Below are 16,703 nucleotides of genomic sequence, written 5' to 3' on the forward strand. Positions count from 1 at the left end.
CCCCCACCCCCACCTAACCCCCCACCCCCACCCCGATGCCCCCGGCGCCGCCGCGTCGCCGCCTCGGTGATCAAGAGCTTTGGGGGGATAAACCGGACAGCGCATCCCGCAAACCTCTTGATCACCGGCGCAGGAGAGCACGAGGGCGGGGAGCCCGGCGCGGGAGGCGCGGAGCCGGCGGGGGAGCGCGGGGTTAGGCCTGGGGTCAGCTGGCGGGTTGGTCGTTGCGGATCATCAGGGCCGAGCGGAGGCCGGTGATGTCCAGGACGCGGAGCAGGAAATCGCCCACGTGGGTGAGGATCAGGAGGCTCTGGGCGTGACTCGCCTTGCGGCTGAGCACCACCAGCGTGCCCAGACCCTGCGAGTCGCAGAAGGTCACCCCGGCGAGGTCGAGCACGATCCGGGCGGGCGGCTCGGTGAGCACCTCGTTCACGACGGTCGAGAGCTGGGCGGCCGTGAGCATGTCGATCTCCCCGGCGAGACGCAGCACAGCCTCGTCACCCGCCCGGTGTAGCGTGATGGACAGTTCGGCACGATCCACCGGGCCAGCCTAACCCGATCTGATCGACCCGGCCCGCCGAGGAGCCGCCACCGCGCGATCCTCCGCCGGGGGTGAGCCCGGTAACCCCAGGCCGGGGTGCCTGCCAGTTCTCCTGCCGGCGCTGACACAATGGCGGCATCGTGACCGATACCCTGTCCGCCGGATCCGGCCGCTACCCGGCCGACGCGCCGGCTTCCGAGGCCCTTTTCGACCGCGCCCTAGCCATCGTGCCGGGCGGGGTGAACTCCCCCGTGCGCGCCTTCCGCGCGGTCGGTGGCACCCCACGCTTCATGGTTCGAGGGGAGGGCCCGTGGCTCTACGACGCCGACGACCGGCGCTACGTCGACCTGGTCTGCTCCTGGGGCCCGCTGATCCTCGGTCATGCCCACCCGGAGGTGGTCGCTGCCGTGCAGGCAGCCGCCGCCCGGGGCACCAGCTTCGGCACCCCCACACCGGCTGAGGTCGAACTGGCCGCCGAGATCGTCGACCGGACACCGGTCGAGCAGGTGCGGCTGGTCAACTCCGGCACCGAGGCCACCATGTCGGCGATCCGGCTGGCCCGGGGTTTCACCGGCCGCTCCAAGATCGTGAAATTCGCCGGCTGCTACCACGGCCACGTGGATGCGCTGCTCGCCGCCGCCGGCTCGGGCGTGGCAACCCTCGGTCTGCCCGACTCGCCCGGTGTCACCGGCGCCGCGGCGAGCGAGACCATCGTGCTGCCGTACAACGACCTGCGGGCGGTGGAGGAGGCCTTCGCCGCCGAGGGCCAGCACATCGCGGCGATCATCACCGAGGCCGCCGCCGGCAACATGGGTGTGGTCGCCCCGCGCGACGGCTTCAACCAGGAGCTGGCCCGGATCGCGCACGCGCACGGCGCGTTGCTCATCGTCGACGAGGTGATGACCGGGTTCCGGGTCTCCCGCTCCGGATGGCACGGCCTCGACCCCACCGACGCGGACCTCTGGACGTACGGCAAGGTCATGGGCGGCGGCCTGCCCGCCGCGGCCTTCGGCGGCCGCGCGGAGATCATGGCCCGGCTCGCCCCGGCCGGTCCGGTCTACCAGGCCGGCACGCTCTCCGGTAACCCGCTGGCCTGCGCCGCCGGCCTGGCCACCCTGTGCCTGGCCGACGACGCGCTCTACCGCAAGCTGGACGACACGGCCGCCGTCGTGGGCAAGCTGGCGTCCGACGCCCTGGCCGCCGCGGGTGTCCCGCACCGGCTGTCGTACGCGGGCAGCATGTTCTCGATCTTTTTCACCGACGCCGACGTGGTCGACTACGACAGCGCGCGGACCCAGCAGGTGCCGGCGTTCAAGGCGTTCTTCCACGCCATGCTCGCCGCCGGCGTGTACCTGCCGCCCAGCGCGTTCGAGTCCTGGTTCGTCTCGGCGGCGCTGGATGACGCCGCCCTGGAACAGATCGCCGCGGCGCTGCCGACGGCGGCGCGGGCAGCGGCAGCGGCGGGTCACGGAGGGTAGGCGCGGTGAGCAGTACGGTCGTTCACGTGCTCCGGCACGGCGAGGTGCACAACCCCGACAAGATCCTCTACGGGCGGCTGCCCGGTTTCCGCCTGTCCGAGCTCGGTGTGCAGATGGCCAAGGCCGCCGCGCAGGGGCTCGCCGACCGGGACGTGGTGCACGTGGTCGCCAGCCCGCTGGAACGCGCGCAGCAGACCGCCGAACCCATCGCCGCCCAGTTCGGGCTGCCGGTCGGCGTGGACGAGCGGCTGATCGAGAGCGCCAACTGGTTCGAGGGCAAGCGGGTCTCCCCGGGCGACGGCTCGTTCCGCGACCCCCGCAACTGGTGGGTGCTGCGCGACCCGATCACCCCGTCGTGGGGTGAGGCGTACCAGGCGATCGCGGAGCGCATGTTCGCGGCGCTGCACGCCGCCCGGATCGCCGCCGAGGGGCGGGAGGCCGTGCTGGTCTCGCACCAGCTGCCGATCTGGACGCTGCGCCGGTATGTCGAGCGCAAGCGGCTCTGGCACGACCCGCGCCGGCGGCAGTGCTCCCTGGCCAGCCTCACCTCGTTCCACTTCGACGGGGCGAAGGTGGCCGGTATCGGCTACACCGAGCCCGCCGCGCACCTGGTCGCCATGTCGCCGACCGCCCGGACGGCCAAGGGGGCTTGATGATGCGCGTCCGGAGGTGGACCGCCGGCCTGCTCGCCACCGTCGCCGCGGTGGCGTTGGCGGGTTGCACGTCGCAGAGCCAGGAGAAGTCCTGCGGCACCACCCCGGACGGTGTCATCGAGTGCGCGCCCGACGAGCGGTCGGCGCCGCCGAAGGTCGCCGGGGAACTGCTCACCGGCGGCAACTACGACGTCGCCCAGGCCCGCGGCCAGGTGGTCGTACTCAACTTCTGGGGTTCGTGGTGCTCGCCGTGCCGGGCCGAGGCCGACGACCTGGAGGCCACCTATCAGGCGACCAAGGCCGCCGGGGTGACCTTCCTGGGCATCAACGTCCAGGACAACAAGGACAAGGCGCTGGCGTTCGAGCAGAGCTTCGGCATCACCTACCAGAGCCTCTTCGACCCGGCCAGCCGGATGGCACTCGCCCTGGACATCCCGCCGAACACCATTCCGGCGACGGTGGTGCTCGACCGTGAGGGCCGGATCGCCACGGTGATCCGGGCCGGGGTCAAGCAGGAGGGCTTGAAGCCGATCGTCGAGCGGATCGCCGCCGAACAGACCAGCAGCGGTCCGAACTGATGGGCGAGACGTTCCGGCAGATCGCCCTGTCCGGGCCGCTGCTGCTCGCCATCGGGGCGGCCGCTCTCGCCGGTCTCGTCAGCTTCCTCTCCCCGTGCGTGCTCCCGCTGGTCCCCGGCTACCTCTCGTACGTCACCGGCCTGGCCGGCGCCGACCTCGAAGGGCGGGCACGGCAGGCGACGCCGGGAGGCGCGGGCGGTGGCGACTCCGGCGGCGGGGTTGTCGTCGCGGTACGCCCGCGTACGACCCGGAGCGCGGTGGCCGCGGTCAAGGGCCGGGTACTCGCCGGGACGCTGCTCTTCATCGCCGGCTTCACCGTCGTGTTCACCGCCACCGCAGTGCTCTTCGCCAGCGTGGGCAAGGTCTTCTTCGCGTACGAGCGGACGCTGGAGATCGTCATCGGCGCGCTGATCATCCTGCTGGGGCTGGCCTTCGTCGGCGTCGTCCCCGGCATGCAGCGCGAGTTGCGGATCCACCGGCTGCCGGCCGCCGGCCTGCTCGGGGCGCCGGTCTTCGGCGCGGTCTTCGCGCTCAGCTGGGTGCCGTGCGTCGGCCCGACACTCGCCGCCGTCACCGGGATGGCCACGGTCAGCGGGCAGATCGACCGGGCCGTGGTGCTGGCCGTGGCGTACTGCCTGGGGCTGGGGATACCGTTCGTCGTCTTCGGGCTGGGCTTCCAGCGCCTGCTGGGGGTCTTCCGCGCCATCCGCCGCAACAGCCGCTGGGTCACCCGGGTCGGCGGGGTGCTGCTGATCGTGATCGGCCTCGCGCTGGTCACCGGTGGATGGACGAACATCGTGATCTGGTTGCAGACCACCGTCGGTGTGGGTGAGGTGAGCATCTGATGACCGTCGTGGAGGAGCGGCCCGCCACCCCGGCCGAGGCGCCGCGTCGCCGCCCGAACCGCCTGCTGGCCCTGCTGCGCAACTCGTGGCGGCAGCTCACCAGCATGCGTACGGCTCTCGTACTGCTCTTCCTGCTCGCGGTCGCGGCGATCCCGGGGTCGGTGCTCCCGCAGCGCAACATCAGCCCGGAGAAGGTCAACGAGTACTTCACCGAGCACCCCGACCTGGCCCCGCAGCTGGACAGGATCGGCGGCTTCGAGGTCTTCGGCTCGGTCTGGTTCTCCGCGATCTACCTGCTGCTCTTCACCTCGCTGATCGGCTGTCTCACCCCGCGGATGCGCGACCACATCCGGGCGCTGCGGTCCAAGCCCCCGGCCGCGCCGAAGCGACTCGACCGGCTGCCGCAGCATTCGACGCTGGTTCTCCCGGTCGGTGGCGTGCCGGCGATCGCCGAGGTGCTGCGCCGCCGCCGCTGGCGGGTGACGGTACGTGGCAACGAGGTCTCCGCCGAGAAGGGCTACCTCAAGGAGACCGGTAACCTGATCTTCCACATCTCGCTGATGGTCGTCCTGGCCGGCGTGGCGCTCGGCCACTGGTACGGCTGGAGCGGTAACCGGCTGCTGGTCGCCGGCGAGGACAAGTCGTTCTGCAACACGGCCCAGCAGTACGCCGAGACGAAGCTCGGGCCGCGCGTGGACACCGGCAAGCTGCCCGGCTTCTGCCTGACCCTGGACCGGTTCGACGCCCGCTTCCTGGAGTCCGGGCAGCCGTCGTCCTTCAACGCCACGGTGACCGTGGACGAACCCGGTGCGGCGAGCCGGGAGGCCAACTTCTCGGTCAACTCGCCGCTGCGGCTCGACGGCGCGAACGTGCACCTGCTCGGCCACGGATACGCCCCGATCATCCGCTACACCGACCGCTACGGGCGCAGCCAGACCAGCATCGAGCCGTTCCTCACGACCGGTGACATGGGCCTGACCAGCGAGGGCCTGGCCGCCTTCCCCGACGCGAACATCGACCCGAAGACCGGGAAGCGGGACTCGAACCTCCAGATGGCCTTCACCGGCCTCTACCTGCCGACCGCGCCGGACTCCCCGCCGTTCGTGCGATCGGAGTACCCGACGGAGCGCAACCCGATGCTCAACCTGGTCGCGTACCGGGGCAACCTCGGCATGGACGCCGGCATCTCCGGCTCGGTCTACGAACTGGACCAGCGGCAGATCCGTACCGGCAAGGTGAAGCAGGTCGGCGACAAGCTGCTCAAGCAGGGCGAGAGCTGGAAGCTCGACGACGGGAGCACTGTCGAGTTCCTCGGCACCCGGCGCTACATCACGCTCTCCGTACGGCACGACCCCGGATCCGGCATCCTGCTGGTGAGCTGCGGCTTCCTGCTCGCCGGGCTGATGGGGTCGCTCTTCGGTCGCCGGCGTCGGGTCTTCTTCCGGGTGACGTCCGGTGAATCGGCGGACCCGACAGGCGAAACTCCGACGGGCGGTAGTAGTTTGGTCGAGGCCGGTGGGTTGCCGCGCACCGACTATCCAGGGTTCGCAGACGAGTTCGCGCAGCTCGTCGCCGCACTGAGCGGTGACGGGCGGCCGGACGAGCGGGTCGGCACGGATCGCGACGGTGGCGACCGGGCCGGGATGCGGGAAGGGACCAACTGATGTCCGCACTCTCCGACCAACTGGTGACGTTCGCGATCCTGGCGTACCTGGTCGCGATGATCAGCCATGCCATCGAATTCGCCCTCGGCAACGCCCGAGCCCGGGTCCGGGTCGCCGCCGCGCGCCCCGCCCGGGAACTCGTGGGGGCCGGCGTCGGCGCTCCCGGCGGCACGGTCACCGTCCCGACCGACCCGGTGCCGCCGGTGTCGGTCACCGACGGCCGCTCCGCGGGCCGGGCCCGGCTGGCCGGCCGGATCGCCGTCGCGGCCACCGTGGTCGCCGCCGCGCTGCACCTCGCCGCCCTGGTCACCCGCGGTGTCGCCGCAGACCGGATGCCGTGGGGCAACATGTACGAGTTCGTGCTCACGGTCACCTTCATCGGTGTGTCCGCCTGGCTCGTGGTGCTCGCCAAGCGACCGTCGCTGCGCAAGCTCGGCCTGTTCCTCACGCTGGTGATGGTGCTGCTGGTGGCCACCGCCGAGCTGGTGCTCTACGTGCCGGTGGTGCCGCTGGTCCCGGCCCTGAACTCCTACTGGTTCGTCATCCACGTCTCGACCATCGTCTTCAGCTCCGGCATCTTCCTGCTCGGCGTGGTGCCGGCGGTGTCGTTCCTGATGCGCCGGGGGTACGAGGCGGGCAAGCGCAGCTTCCCGTACACCCTGGCGAAGCGGCTGCCGGCGGCGGCCGCGCTGGAGCGGCTGACCTTCGTGCTGCACGCCTTCGCGTTCCCGATCTTCACGTTCGCGGTGATCGCCGGCGCGATCTGGGCCGAGGCGGCCTGGGGCCGCCCGTGGGGCTGGGACCCGAAGGAGACCTGGGCGTTCATCTCCTGGGTGGTGTACGCGGGCTACCTGCACGCCCGGGCCACCCCGAGCGTGAAGCGGAACGTGGCGACCTGGATCGCCGTGCTCGGCTTCTTCACCATGCTGATGAACCTGTTCGGCGTGAACATCTTCTTCACCGGCCTGCACTCGTACGGCGGCCTCAGCTGACCCGAGGCTCGCACGGCCGACTTGATCGGCTCGCGCGACGCTGATCGGGTTCTGCGCGGGGCTGGCGGGGCCGCACGGGATTGATCCACTCGACCTCATTGAAGTCGCGGTGTCGGACGCGGCTGGATACCGCGACTTCACGGAGGTCGAGTCGATCATGCGTGTCGGCGACATCACCGACCCGGTGGGGATGGTCGGGGTGCCGGTGCGGGAGACTGGCGGGCATGGCGGCTCGTGGCTTCCCGTACACCGATCTCAAGGACTTCCTCGCGGCGCTGGAGCGCGCGGGCGAACTGCGGCGGGTGAGTGTCCCGGTCGACCCGACCCTGGAGATCAGCGAGATCGTCACCCGGACGGTACGCGCTGGCGGCCCGGCGCTGCTCTTCGAGCGCCCGACCCGCGGTGAGATGCCGGTGGCGATCAACCTCTTCGGCACCGAGAAGCGGATGGCGATGGCGCTGGGCGTCGAGTCGCTCGACGAGGTCGGGGCGCGGATCGGTGAGTTGATCAAGCCGGAGCTGCCGGTCGGCTGGTCGGGCATCCGCGAGGGGCTCGGCAAGGTGATGCAGCTCAAGTCGCTGCCGCCGCGCAAGGTGAAGACCGCGCCGTGCCAGCAGGTGGTGTACCGCGGGGACGACGTCGACCTGAACCGGCTTCCCGGCCTCCAGGTCTGGCCCGGCGACGGCGGGATCTTCCACAACTTCGGGCTGACCCACACGAAGCACCCGGAGACCGGCAAGCGCAACCTCGGCCTCTACCGGCTCCAGCAGCACGGCCGCAACACCCTCGGCATGCACTGGCAGATCCACAAGGACTCCACCGCGCACCACGCCGTCGCGGAGCGCCTCGGCCAGCGCCTGCCGGTCGCGGTGGCGATCGGCTGCGACCCGGTGGTGTCGTACGCGGCCTCCGCGCCGCTGCCCAGTGACATCGACGAATACCTGTTCGCCGGGTTCCTGCGGGGCGAGCGGGTGGAGATGGTGGACTGCCTCACCGTGCCGTTGCAGGTGCCGGCGAACGCGCAGGTGGTGCTGGAGGGCTACCTGGAGCCGGGCGAGCGGCTGCCGGAGGGCCCGTTCGGCGACCACACCGGTTTCTACACCCCGGTCGAGCCGTTCCCGGTGCTGCACGTCGAGACGATGACCATGCAGCGTGACCCGGTCTACCACTCGATCATCACGTCGAAGCCGCCGCAGGAGGACCACGGCCTCGGCAAGGCCACCGAACGGATCTTCCAGCCGCTGCTCAAGATGCTGATCCCGGACATAGTCGACTACGACCTGCCGGCCGCCGGCGTCTTCCACAACTGCGCGATCGTGTCGATCCGCAAGCGCTACCCGAAGCACGCGCAGAAGGTGATGAACGCGATCTGGGGCGCGCACCTGATGTCGCTGACCAAGCTGATCGTGATCGTCGACGAGGACTGCGACGTGCACGACTACAACGAGGTGGCGTTCCGCGCGTTCGGCAACGTCGACTACGCCCGCGACCTGCTGCTCACCGAGGGGCCGGTGGACCACCTCGACCACTCGTCGTACCAGCAGTTCTGGGGTGGCAAGGTGGGCGTCGACGCGACCCGCAAGCTGCCCGAGGAGGGCTACACCCGGGGCTGGCCGGAGGAGATGCGGATGTCTCCCGAGGTGGTCTCCCTGGTCGACAAGCGTTGGAAGGAGTACGAGATCTGATGGCGGTCCTCGACGCGCCGGTGGAACGTCCGGGCAGGGTCAAGTCCTTCCTCCGGCTGGTCACCATCGAGCACTCGGTCTTCGCGCTGCCCTTCGGGTACCTCTCCGCGCTCACCGCGATGCAGGTCAACGGTGGTCACGTGCGCTGGCTCGACCTGCTGCTGATCACGATCGCGATGGTCGGGGCGCGGACGTTCGCGATGGCCGCCAACCGGATCCTCGACCGGCGGATCGACGCGCGGAACCCGCGTACGGCCAAGCGGGAACTGGTCACCGGGGCGGTGAGCGTACGGACGGCCTGGACGGGCGCGCTGGTCGCGATCGTGGTCTTCCTGGCCGCCGCCGCGCTGCTCAACCCGCTCTGCCTGGCGCTCGCCCCGCTCGCCGTGGTGCCGCTGGTCGTCTACCCGTACGGCAAGCGGTTCACCAACTGGCCGCACGCGATCCTGGGGATCGCCCAGGCGGTCGGGCCGGTCGGTGCGTGGCTGGCTGTCACCGGCACGTTCGACGGCTCCGGACCGGCCTGGCTGCTCGGTGCGGCGGTCGGCCTCTGGATCGGCGGCTTCGACCTGATCTACGCCTGCCAGGACATCGAGATCGACCGGCAGATCGGGGTGCACAGCGTCCCCGCCAGGTACGGCGCCCGCTTCGCGCTGCACGCCTCCACCATCGCGCACGTGGTGACGTTCGCTCTCTTCCTTTGGTTCGGCGCGCTGGTCGGCTTCGGCTGGCTCTGGTGGATCGGCCTGGTGCTGACCGCGGCCGCCTTCGCGTACCAGCACCTGGTGGTCAGTCCGACCGACCTCAGCAAGGTCAATCGGGCGTTCTTCACCGCGAACGGTTTCGTCGGCATCGCGTTGTTCGTGCTCGCCCTGCTCGACCTGGTGGTCCGGCTCGGCCTGCGGGCCTGACCGGGTGAGGCGGGACGGCATGCGTGAGCCATGGGTGGTCGGTGTCTCCGGGGCGTCCGGTACCCCGTACGCGGCGGCCGTCCTGCGGGGGCTGCTCGACGCGGGAGAGCCGGTCGACCTGATCGTCTCGCGGGCGGCCCGGCTCACGCTGCTCGACGAGACCGGCCGCCCGTTCCGCGACGCGCACTGGGCCGACGACCTCGCCGGCTGGCTCGACCGGGACCTGGGCGACGCGGATGTGCGGTACTGGCCCGCGGGTGACCTCGCCGCCGGGCCGAGCAGTGGCTCGTACCGCGTGCGTGGGATGGCGGTGGTGCCGGCGAGCACCGCGGCCTGCGCGGGCATCGCGATCGGCCTCTCCAAGGATCTGCTGCAACGGGCGGCGGAGGTCAACCTCAAGGAGCGCCGGCCGGTGGTGGTGGTGCCCCGGGAAACCCCGGTTACCCGAAGCCACCTCGAGCACCTGATCGCGTTGCACGACGCCGGTGCGGTGGTGCTGCCCGCCAGCCCCGGCTTCTACGGTGCCGGGGCGTCCGCCTCGGCCCAGCAGCTCATCGACTTCGTGGCAGGGAAGGTGCTGGACGCGCTGGGCGTGTCACACACGCTGTTCCGTCGTTGGTCAGGTGAGCTCGGCGCGGCCCGGGACTGACATCGCCGATCACCGGGCCGCAGGCGGTACGCGAACCGGGCACCGTGGCCCGGCCCACGCTGTTACCTCGCACCAAACTCAATACATGCCGGCATTGGCCGGACCGGGACCGGTCGAAGCCGCCGGACCGGTGTTTCGTGGCCGACCCGCCTCGTCGGTCTCCTCCAGCATGCCCTCCCCCTCCAGCAGGGCCCGCACCTCGGATTCCCGAAACCGGCGATGCCCGCCTGGAGTCCGGATGCTGCCGATCCGGCCCGCCGCTGCCCATCTCGTCACAGTTTTCGGGTCAACCCGAAACAGCGCGGCGACTTCACCCGGTGTCAGCAGGCGATCTCCAGTGTCCACAGCCCCCTCCTCGCGTCGACGAAGCCCCCGGCTGAACACACTGCCCCCGGCCGGTGCGAGCCCAGAGCCGTCATGAGGGACGTATGGCAATTACAGCACCAGCGACCTGGCCTGTCCGCCAAACGCGAAAAACGCACTGAGTGGGAAGTTAGTCAATGGTACCGGCGATGCGCTCCTCTGACGGTCGGTACGCGAACTGTTGCCTGCTGTCATGTGCAACGGATGCCGAAGTCCTCGCGTTACGCCCGACGGGCTAGGGTCACCATTCGTGGACGCCATCGACCTCACCCTCGTGGACCTGTTGCGCACCAACGCCCGCCTCTCGTACGCCGAGCTCGCGCGTCAGGTAGGCCTCTCCGCGCCGGCCGTTCACGAGCGTGTCGGCAAGTTGGAGAACAGCGGCGTGCTGCGGGGCTACCGGGCCGACGTCGAACCGGAGGCCGTCGGGCTCGGGGTGACCGCGCTCATCGGCATCGTGGAGGACTCCGCCGCCGGCACCGACGACGTCCTCGCCGCGTTCCGGAACATGCCCGAGATCGAATCCTGCTACTTCATGGCCGGGGTCGAGTCGTTCCTGCTCAAGGCTCGGGTCGGCACCATCGCCGAGCTGGAGCAGCTGATCGTACGGCTGAACCGGACACCCGGGGTCGCCTCCACCCGGACCGGCATCGCGCTCTCCACCAAGTGGGAGAACCGCCCACGGCCGGTCAGCCCGCCCGCCTCCTGATCGCGTCGGCGGCCCGCCGGCTCAGCGCGGGTCGATCCGCTCGGCGAGCCCCGGGTAGCGCAGCACGTACCCCTCGCCGTCGAGGTCGATGTCGGCGGTGTAGGTGTCACTGGTGAACCGCGCCCGGCCCGGCCCGAGCGACGTGTAGACCTGCTCGGCGGCCACCACCACCAGGCTCGGCATCAGCACCCAGGCCACGGTGATCCGGTGCGACCGGTCGGCCGGCGCGCCGCGTAGCCCGAGCCGGTGCACCGGCAGCGCGTTGAACAGCGGGGAGCCGCCGAGGTCGACGTCGAGCGCGTCGGCCAGCCGGTCCGGGTCGTCGGTGCCGGGCAGCCCGGCCGGCGGGTACCCGGCCGCGGCCAGCGTCGCGTCCAGGTCACCCTGCTCGGCGGTGGTCACTCGCCATCGGCCGGCCGCCCGTTCCAGCCGTACGCTGCGCAGCCAGCCCGTGCCCTCCACCTCGACCTCGACGCGGGTGGTCGCCCAGTCCGGGTCGGTGCTGACCTGGTAGCGGCCGGTCCACTGGACCGGGTCGACGGCGAGCATCGTGCCGCAGGCCGCCAAACCCTGCGCGTCGTCGAAGAGGACGTGCTCGGCGCCGGCCGTGTCCGTCCGGGTCCAGAAGAGCGACTTCGGCATGCTCGGCATGAGCCGACGTTACGCGACCGGACGGTTGCCGGCAGCACATGCGCGAACGCCGTCGCGGAGCGCGAACTCCGCGACGGCGCTGCGGCACGTCGATGCCGTAGGTGGACCTTCCTCGACAGCCGGCCCACTTCAGCCGGGGGCGACAGCCGGTCCAGTTCGACGCGGGATCAGTGGGTACGGGCCGGCGCCCGGTCACCGTAGCCACGGCGCTCGTCGCGCGGCCGGTCGTCACGACCCCGGCCGTCCGTCCGGAAGCCACCCCGGACGTCGCCGGCACGGTCGGCGTACCGGCGCTCGCCGTAGCCACGGTCGGCCTGCGGGCGGTCGCCGTACGTGCGTTCGCCCTGGGGCCGGTCGCCGTGGCGCCGCTCGTCACGCTCGCCGCCGTACCGGCGCTCGTCGCGGGGACGGTCCGACGTCCGGTACCCGGAACGGTCGTCCCGCCCGGCGGAGACGCGCTCGCCGCGCGGCCGGTCGCCGTACCGCCGCTCGCCACCGCGCTCGCCGAAGCGGCGCTCCGGGCGGTCACCGAAGCGACGCTGACCACCGGAGCGGGCGCCCTGACGGCGCGGCTCCTCCGGCTCCTCACGAACCGGGACGCCGCTCGGCTCCCGGGCGCCGGTCAGCTCGGCGAGGGCGGGATCGCCGGCCCGGACCCGGGTCTCCGACGGCGCGACCCCGGCCTTCTCCATCATCGCGAGGGTGGTCCGGCGTTGCTTCGGCAGCACGAGCGTGGCGACCGCACCGGACTCACCCGCTCGCGCGGTCCGGCCGGCCCGGTGCAGGTAGTCCTTCGGGTCCTTCGGAGGGTCGACGTGCAGCACCAGGGTGACGCCGTCGACGTGGATGCCGCGCGCCGCCACGTCGGTGGCGACCAGCACGTTCATCCGGCCCTCACGGAACTCCGCCAGGGTGCGGGTACGCATTCGCTGGGTCTTGCCGCCGTGCAGACCGCCCGCCCGTACGCCCACCGCGGCGAGCTGACCGACCAGCCGGTCCACGCCGAGCTGGGTGCGGGCGAAGACCATGGTCCGCCCCTGGCGGGCGGCGATCGACGCCACCACCGGGAACTTCTCCTGCGGCGGGATGAGCAGCACGTGGTGGTCCATGGTGCTCACCGCGGCGGTCGGCGGCGCGGTCGAGTGGGTGACCGGATCGGTCATGAACCGCTTGACCAGCGTGTCCACGTCGCCGTCGAGGGTGGCTGAGAAGAGCAGCCGCTGTGCGTCCGCCGGAGTCTTCGCGAGCAGCTCGGTGACCTCGGGCAGGAAGCCCATGTCGGCCATCTGGTCGGCCTCGTCGAGCACGGTGATCTCGACGTCGTCGAGCTGGCAGACGCCGCGCTGGATCAGGTCGCCGAGTCGTCCCGGCGTGGCGACGATGATCTCCACGCCGCGGCGCAGCGCGTCGATCTGCCGGTCGTACGGCACACCGCCGACGGCGGTCTTGAGGAACACGCCGACCGCCTTGCCCAGTGGCAGGAGGGCGTCGTTGACCTGCATGGCCAGTTCCCGGGTCGGAACCAGGACGAGGGCGCGCGGGCGCAGCGGTCGCGCCCGGTCACCGGCCGCGACGCGGGCGAGCAGCGGCAGGCCGAACGCGAGCGTCTTGCCGGAGCCGGTCTGCCCACGGCCGAGCACGTCCCGGCCGGAGAGGGCGTCCGGGAGGGTGGCGCTCTGGATCTCGAACGGGGTGGTGATGTCCTGCCGGGCGAGCGCGCGGACCAGCGGCTGGGGCAGCCCCAGGGCGGCGAAGTCCCGGGGGGCCTCGGCGACCTGCGTGCCGGCCTGCTCCGCGGAGTCCTCCTGGATGGGCTGGTCGGCCGGTACGGCATCGAACGCGGACGGGAACGTGCTGGGGTCAGCAAAGGTGGTCAAGAAGTGCCTTTCGAGCGGGGCGCATCTTCGCGATGGCCCGCCGCGGCTCGACGCCGCGCGAATCGCCCGCAAGACCGCCCATGGGCGCGCACGGTGCGCGCCAGGTGAATGATCACAACAAGTGTACGGCGACCACCGCGAGTCGCCACCCACGTGGAACCGCAGTGGGCGGACTCACCGTCGGATCGCCCTGCCGCGCCGCAGGTTGATCAGCTGTTGAGCATGTTGTCGATGAACCCGTCGACGGCGTCTCCGGCGACCAGTACGAGCAGCACGCTGATCAACACGAGCAGACCGAGGGAGGTGGCGAGCACGATCACCCCCCGGGTGGTACGCGAACGCTCCGTCCGTGTCGGCGTGTCCGCCCAGCCCTGAGCCAGGATGTGCCCGGTCAGCGAGCCGGAGTTCTCCACCGCGTTGTTCGGTAGCGCGATGGTGGTGAAGCCCGGCCCGTCGACGGAGTCGCCGCCGTAGACGGTGCCGGCCAGGTCCGGCCCGCCGTCGTACCGTCCGGTGCGGGGCCTGCCCGACGTACCGCCGCTCAGCGGAGCGCTGCGGGTACGACGGCCATCGGCCGGCGTCGAGGCCGGTCCGGCGGACGCCGCCGGGGACCATGACGTGGCGGGAGGCGGCGGGAACGGCGGTGCCGGGGTGGGGCCGGGCGGCGGCGGTGGCGGCGGAACCGGTGGTCCCGGCGGCGGTGCCGGCGGTCCTGGCATGGGCGGTACCGGCCCGGGCGGGTACGGACCCGGGGTCGGCGGGGTCGGCCTCGGCGACGGTGGGATCGGCCCGGGTGCCGGAGGAGTGGGTGCGGGTGCCGGCTCCGGTTCCGGGGTGGGGGGCTTCGGCGGCTGCACCGGCTCGGGCGGCTGTGCCGGCTCGGGGGGCTCGGGGTTGACCGGTCCTGACCGGTAGACCGCCGGTGCGCCGGCCCGCGCCTCGTTGGCAGCCTGCGCCTGCGGCGCCGTCACCCGGCTGGTTGTCGGCACGGTGGCGCTGGCCCGGGTGGCTGCGGCCGCCCCGTCGGTCGTCGCCGGACTGGGCGCGGTGGCCCGGGCGGCTGGTGTCGCGTCGTCGGCGGTGACCCTGGTCGTACCCGGGACCGTGGCGCTGGCCCGGGCCGGCCCGCCCGAGCTGTCACGTTGGCTCGGCAGGCTCGCTGCCGAACCGTGCGGGCTCGCCGTCGGTGCGGCGGAGCCGGTCGCCCGGTAGGTCGTGCCCGGATTCGGACCGTCCTTCGGCACTTCGGCCGGGCTCGACGCGGTGGCGGTGACGCTGGCCCGGGCCCGAACCGGGGCCGCCGAGGCTTCCGGTTCCGGCTGCTCGACAGCCGATGCCGCCGGCTCCGCCGAGGCTTCCGGTTCCGGCCGCTCGACCGGAGGTGCCGTCGGCGTCGCCGCGGATTCCGCCGCCTCCGCCGGATCCTTCTGCTCGGCCATCGTCGCCCCTCCGCCCACGCCTGCACCCCCGCACCCGGCCGGAACCGGGTGTCTGGGTGTCACGGTGCCACATTCTCCCCGGGTGGCACACCCGGAGTCGGTGCTTGCGGCTCAGCCGTCGCGGCTCGGGCTCGCCGAACCGCTCGCGGACGGGCTGCTGCTCGCCTCGGCGCTGCGGCTGGCCGAGGGAGAGTTGGACGGAGATTCCGAGGCAGGGGAACTCGGCGTCGGGCTGGTGGACGGCGTGGAATCCGGTGTCTCGCTCGGGCTCGGCGAGGTGGAGGGCGTCGGGCTCGTCGTGGGCGAACCGGAGGGCGATCCACTGGGAGAACCGGAGGGCGACCCGGTGGGCTTCGGGGTGGTCGACGGCTTCGGGGTGGTCGACGGCTTCGGGGTCGTCGACGGCTTCGGGGTGGTCGACGGCTTCGGGGTCGTCGTGGGAGCCGGAACGGCGCCGATCACGCGGGTCGCGGCGTAGAGCCGGGACCAGGTGACGGTGGAGATCTTGACGACGTCGCCGGTGGTGGGCGCGTGCACCATCTTGCCGTTGCCGATGTACATGCCGACGTGGTGGATCGTCGTCCAGCTGCTGCCCGAGGCGAAGAAGAGCAGGTCGCCGGGGAGCAGCGCGGTGCGCGACACGGTACGGCTCCGGGTCGCGTAGTACTGGTCGCGGGAGACCCGGGGCAGGTCGAAGTAGTCGGCGCCCTTCGACCGGTAGGCCGCCCACATCAGACCCGAGCAGTCGAACCGGTCCGGCCCCTCCGCGGCCCAGAGGTAGGGGTCGCCGAGCTGGGCGAGCGCGTAGTGAACGGCGGCCAGCGCGCGCGGGTGAGCGGCCATCCCGTTGGCGCTCTGGCCCTGCACGTACCCGGCGCCGAGCTGCTGCTCGGCGGCCTCCTGCTGGCGTTCGAGCGTGACGAGTTGCTCGGCGTTGTCCTCGCGCAGCTTGAGGAGCTTCGCCTCCGCGGTGTGCAGAGCCGTCTCGTTGGTGGTGAACTCGGCCCGGACCGCGCGCAGTTGCGCCTCGGTCGTCGTGTAGTTCTGGTAGGCGGTCTGCTCGGCGGCCTGGGCGCGGGCCAGCTCGCCGGTCGCGGCGGTGGTGGAGCCCTCGACCTTCTCACCGCGAATGATCCGCTGGAGCCGGCTGAGCCCGTCGATCTCCTCGGCGAACTCGGCGGACGGCAGCGCCGCGGCGGCCTTGAACGCGTCGGCGGCCGCCAGGTCGGCCTGCTGCTGGGCCTGGGCCAGCGTGTCGCGGGCGAGCTTCAGCTCCCGGTCGGCGTTGGCGAACTGGGTTTCCGCGTCGGTGCGTTTCTGCCGCAGCTCCAGCAGTGTGTCGCCGAGCAGACCGACCTGGGTCTCGGCGGCGTAGATCTGGCTGGCCAGCGGCCCGGTGCCGAGGGTGCCGCCCGGCGCGCCCGTGGTCGGGTTCGTCGTGACGGGGGCGCCGCCGGGCAGTTGAAGCGACCCTGTGATGGTGGGTCGGGCCCCCGAGTCCGGAACGGCGGGGGGTGGCGCAGGGGCGGCGTACACCGGGGCGGCCATCACCGCGGCGGCTATCGCGCCGAGTAGAGCGGCCCAGAGTCGTGGTCGCAACACCGGCGAGATCACCGGGCTCCGCCGTCGCCGTCGTCGCCCGTGCTCGCTGCCGACCATCCCGCTCCC

At 71.9% G+C, this 16,703-nt stretch carries 16 protein-coding genes; 10 read left to right on the plus strand and 6 right to left on the minus strand.

Going from position 1 to position 16,703, the window contains the following annotated elements; genetic code table 11:
• Window positions 1-205 precede the first annotated feature (205 nt).
• Window positions 206-541 (minus strand): STAS domain-containing protein, encoded by a 336-nt coding sequence (locus ABZS42_RS02495; RefSeq protein ID WP_120673764.1) that lies wholly within the window; start codon window positions 539-541, stop codon window positions 206-208.
• A gap of 140 nt (window positions 542-681) precedes the next feature.
• Between ABZS42_RS02495 and hemL the strand changes: the two genes are divergently transcribed.
• The 9 genes from hemL (at window position 682) to ABZS42_RS02540 (ending at window position 9,996) form a co-directional block, all read left to right on the plus strand.
• Window positions 682-2,019 carry a glutamate-1-semialdehyde 2,1-aminomutase gene (gene hemL / locus ABZS42_RS02500; RefSeq protein ID WP_355141741.1) on the plus strand — a complete coding sequence of 446 codons (1,338 nt, stop codon included), beginning with the start codon at window positions 682-684 and terminating at the stop codon, window positions 2,017-2,019.
• 5 nt (window positions 2,020-2,024) lie between these two features.
• Window positions 2,025-2,672 (plus strand): histidine phosphatase family protein, encoded by a 648-nt coding sequence (locus ABZS42_RS02505; protein WP_355141743.1) that lies wholly within the window; start codon window positions 2,025-2,027, stop codon window positions 2,670-2,672.
• Between the two features lie 2 nt (window positions 2,673-2,674).
• Window positions 2,675-3,250 (plus strand): TlpA disulfide reductase family protein, encoded by a 576-nt coding sequence (locus ABZS42_RS02510; protein ID WP_355141916.1) that lies wholly within the window; start codon window positions 2,675-2,677, stop codon window positions 3,248-3,250.
• Window positions 3,250-4,095, plus strand: a complete 846-nt coding sequence (locus ABZS42_RS02515) for a cytochrome c biogenesis protein CcdA (protein WP_355141745.1) — start codon at window positions 3,250-3,252, stop codon at window positions 4,093-4,095. The genes ABZS42_RS02510 and ABZS42_RS02515 overlap by 1 nt, the downstream gene beginning before the upstream one ends.
• Entirely contained in the window at window positions 4,095-5,759 is a 1,665-nt protein-coding gene (locus ABZS42_RS02520; RefSeq protein WP_355141747.1) for a cytochrome c biogenesis protein ResB, read from the plus strand. The genes ABZS42_RS02515 and ABZS42_RS02520 overlap by 1 nt, the downstream gene beginning before the upstream one ends.
• Window positions 5,759-6,751, plus strand: a complete 993-nt coding sequence (gene ccsB / locus ABZS42_RS02525; protein ID WP_355141749.1) for a c-type cytochrome biogenesis protein CcsB — start codon at window positions 5,759-5,761, stop codon at window positions 6,749-6,751. Before ABZS42_RS02520 ends, ccsB begins: the two co-directional genes overlap by 1 nt.
• A gap of 224 nt (window positions 6,752-6,975) precedes the next feature.
• A complete protein-coding gene (locus ABZS42_RS02530; protein ID WP_355141751.1) occupies window positions 6,976-8,436 on the plus strand; it encodes a menaquinone biosynthesis decarboxylase in 1,461 nt (486 codons plus the stop codon).
• Window positions 8,436-9,347 carry a menaquinone biosynthesis prenyltransferase MqnP gene (mqnP, locus tag ABZS42_RS02535; protein WP_355141753.1) on the plus strand — a complete coding sequence of 304 codons (912 nt, stop codon included), beginning with the start codon at window positions 8,436-8,438 and terminating at the stop codon, window positions 9,345-9,347. Before ABZS42_RS02530 ends, mqnP begins: the two co-directional genes overlap by 1 nt.
• 19 nt (window positions 9,348-9,366) lie before the next feature.
• Complete coding sequence (locus ABZS42_RS02540) at window positions 9,367-9,996, plus strand: UbiX family flavin prenyltransferase (RefSeq protein ID WP_355141755.1); 630 nt, start codon at window positions 9,367-9,369, stop codon at window positions 9,994-9,996.
• Window positions 9,997-10,074: 78 nt separating this feature from the next.
• On the opposite strand, the gene ABZS42_RS02545 is transcribed toward ABZS42_RS02540, so the two are convergent.
• Complete coding sequence (locus ABZS42_RS02545; RefSeq protein WP_355141757.1) at window positions 10,075-10,341, minus strand: BldC family transcriptional regulator; 267 nt, start codon at window positions 10,339-10,341, stop codon at window positions 10,075-10,077.
• A gap of 268 nt (window positions 10,342-10,609) precedes the next feature.
• Between ABZS42_RS02545 and ABZS42_RS02550 the strand changes: the two genes are divergently transcribed.
• A complete protein-coding gene (locus ABZS42_RS02550; RefSeq protein ID WP_355141759.1) occupies window positions 10,610-11,068 on the plus strand; it encodes an Lrp/AsnC family transcriptional regulator in 459 nt (152 codons plus the stop codon).
• Window positions 11,069-11,089: 21 nt separating this feature from the next.
• Here the strand turns inward: ABZS42_RS02550 and ABZS42_RS02555 are convergent, their stop codons facing one another.
• From ABZS42_RS02555 to ABZS42_RS02570, 4 genes are all read right to left on the minus strand, one after another.
• Window positions 11,090-11,719 carry a putative glycolipid-binding domain-containing protein gene (locus tag ABZS42_RS02555; protein ID WP_355141761.1) on the minus strand — a complete coding sequence of 210 codons (630 nt, stop codon included), beginning with the start codon at window positions 11,717-11,719 and terminating at the stop codon, window positions 11,090-11,092.
• Between the two features lie 167 nt (window positions 11,720-11,886).
• Complete coding sequence (locus ABZS42_RS02560) at window positions 11,887-13,530, minus strand: DEAD/DEAH box helicase (RefSeq protein WP_355141918.1); 1,644 nt, start codon at window positions 13,528-13,530, stop codon at window positions 11,887-11,889.
• Between the two features lie 275 nt (window positions 13,531-13,805).
• Complete coding sequence (locus tag ABZS42_RS02565) at window positions 13,806-15,035, minus strand: hypothetical protein (protein ID WP_355141763.1); 1,230 nt, start codon at window positions 15,033-15,035, stop codon at window positions 13,806-13,808.
• 111 nt (window positions 15,036-15,146) lie between these two features.
• Entirely contained in the window at window positions 15,147-16,694 is a 1,548-nt protein-coding gene (locus tag ABZS42_RS02570) for an NlpC/P60 family protein (RefSeq protein WP_355141765.1), read from the minus strand.
• Between the last annotated feature and the right edge of the window lie 9 nt (window positions 16,695-16,703).

Source organism: Micromonospora sp. NPDC005367 (assembly GCF_040606825.1).
Lineage (GTDB): Bacteria > Actinomycetota > Actinomycetes > Mycobacteriales > Micromonosporaceae > Micromonospora.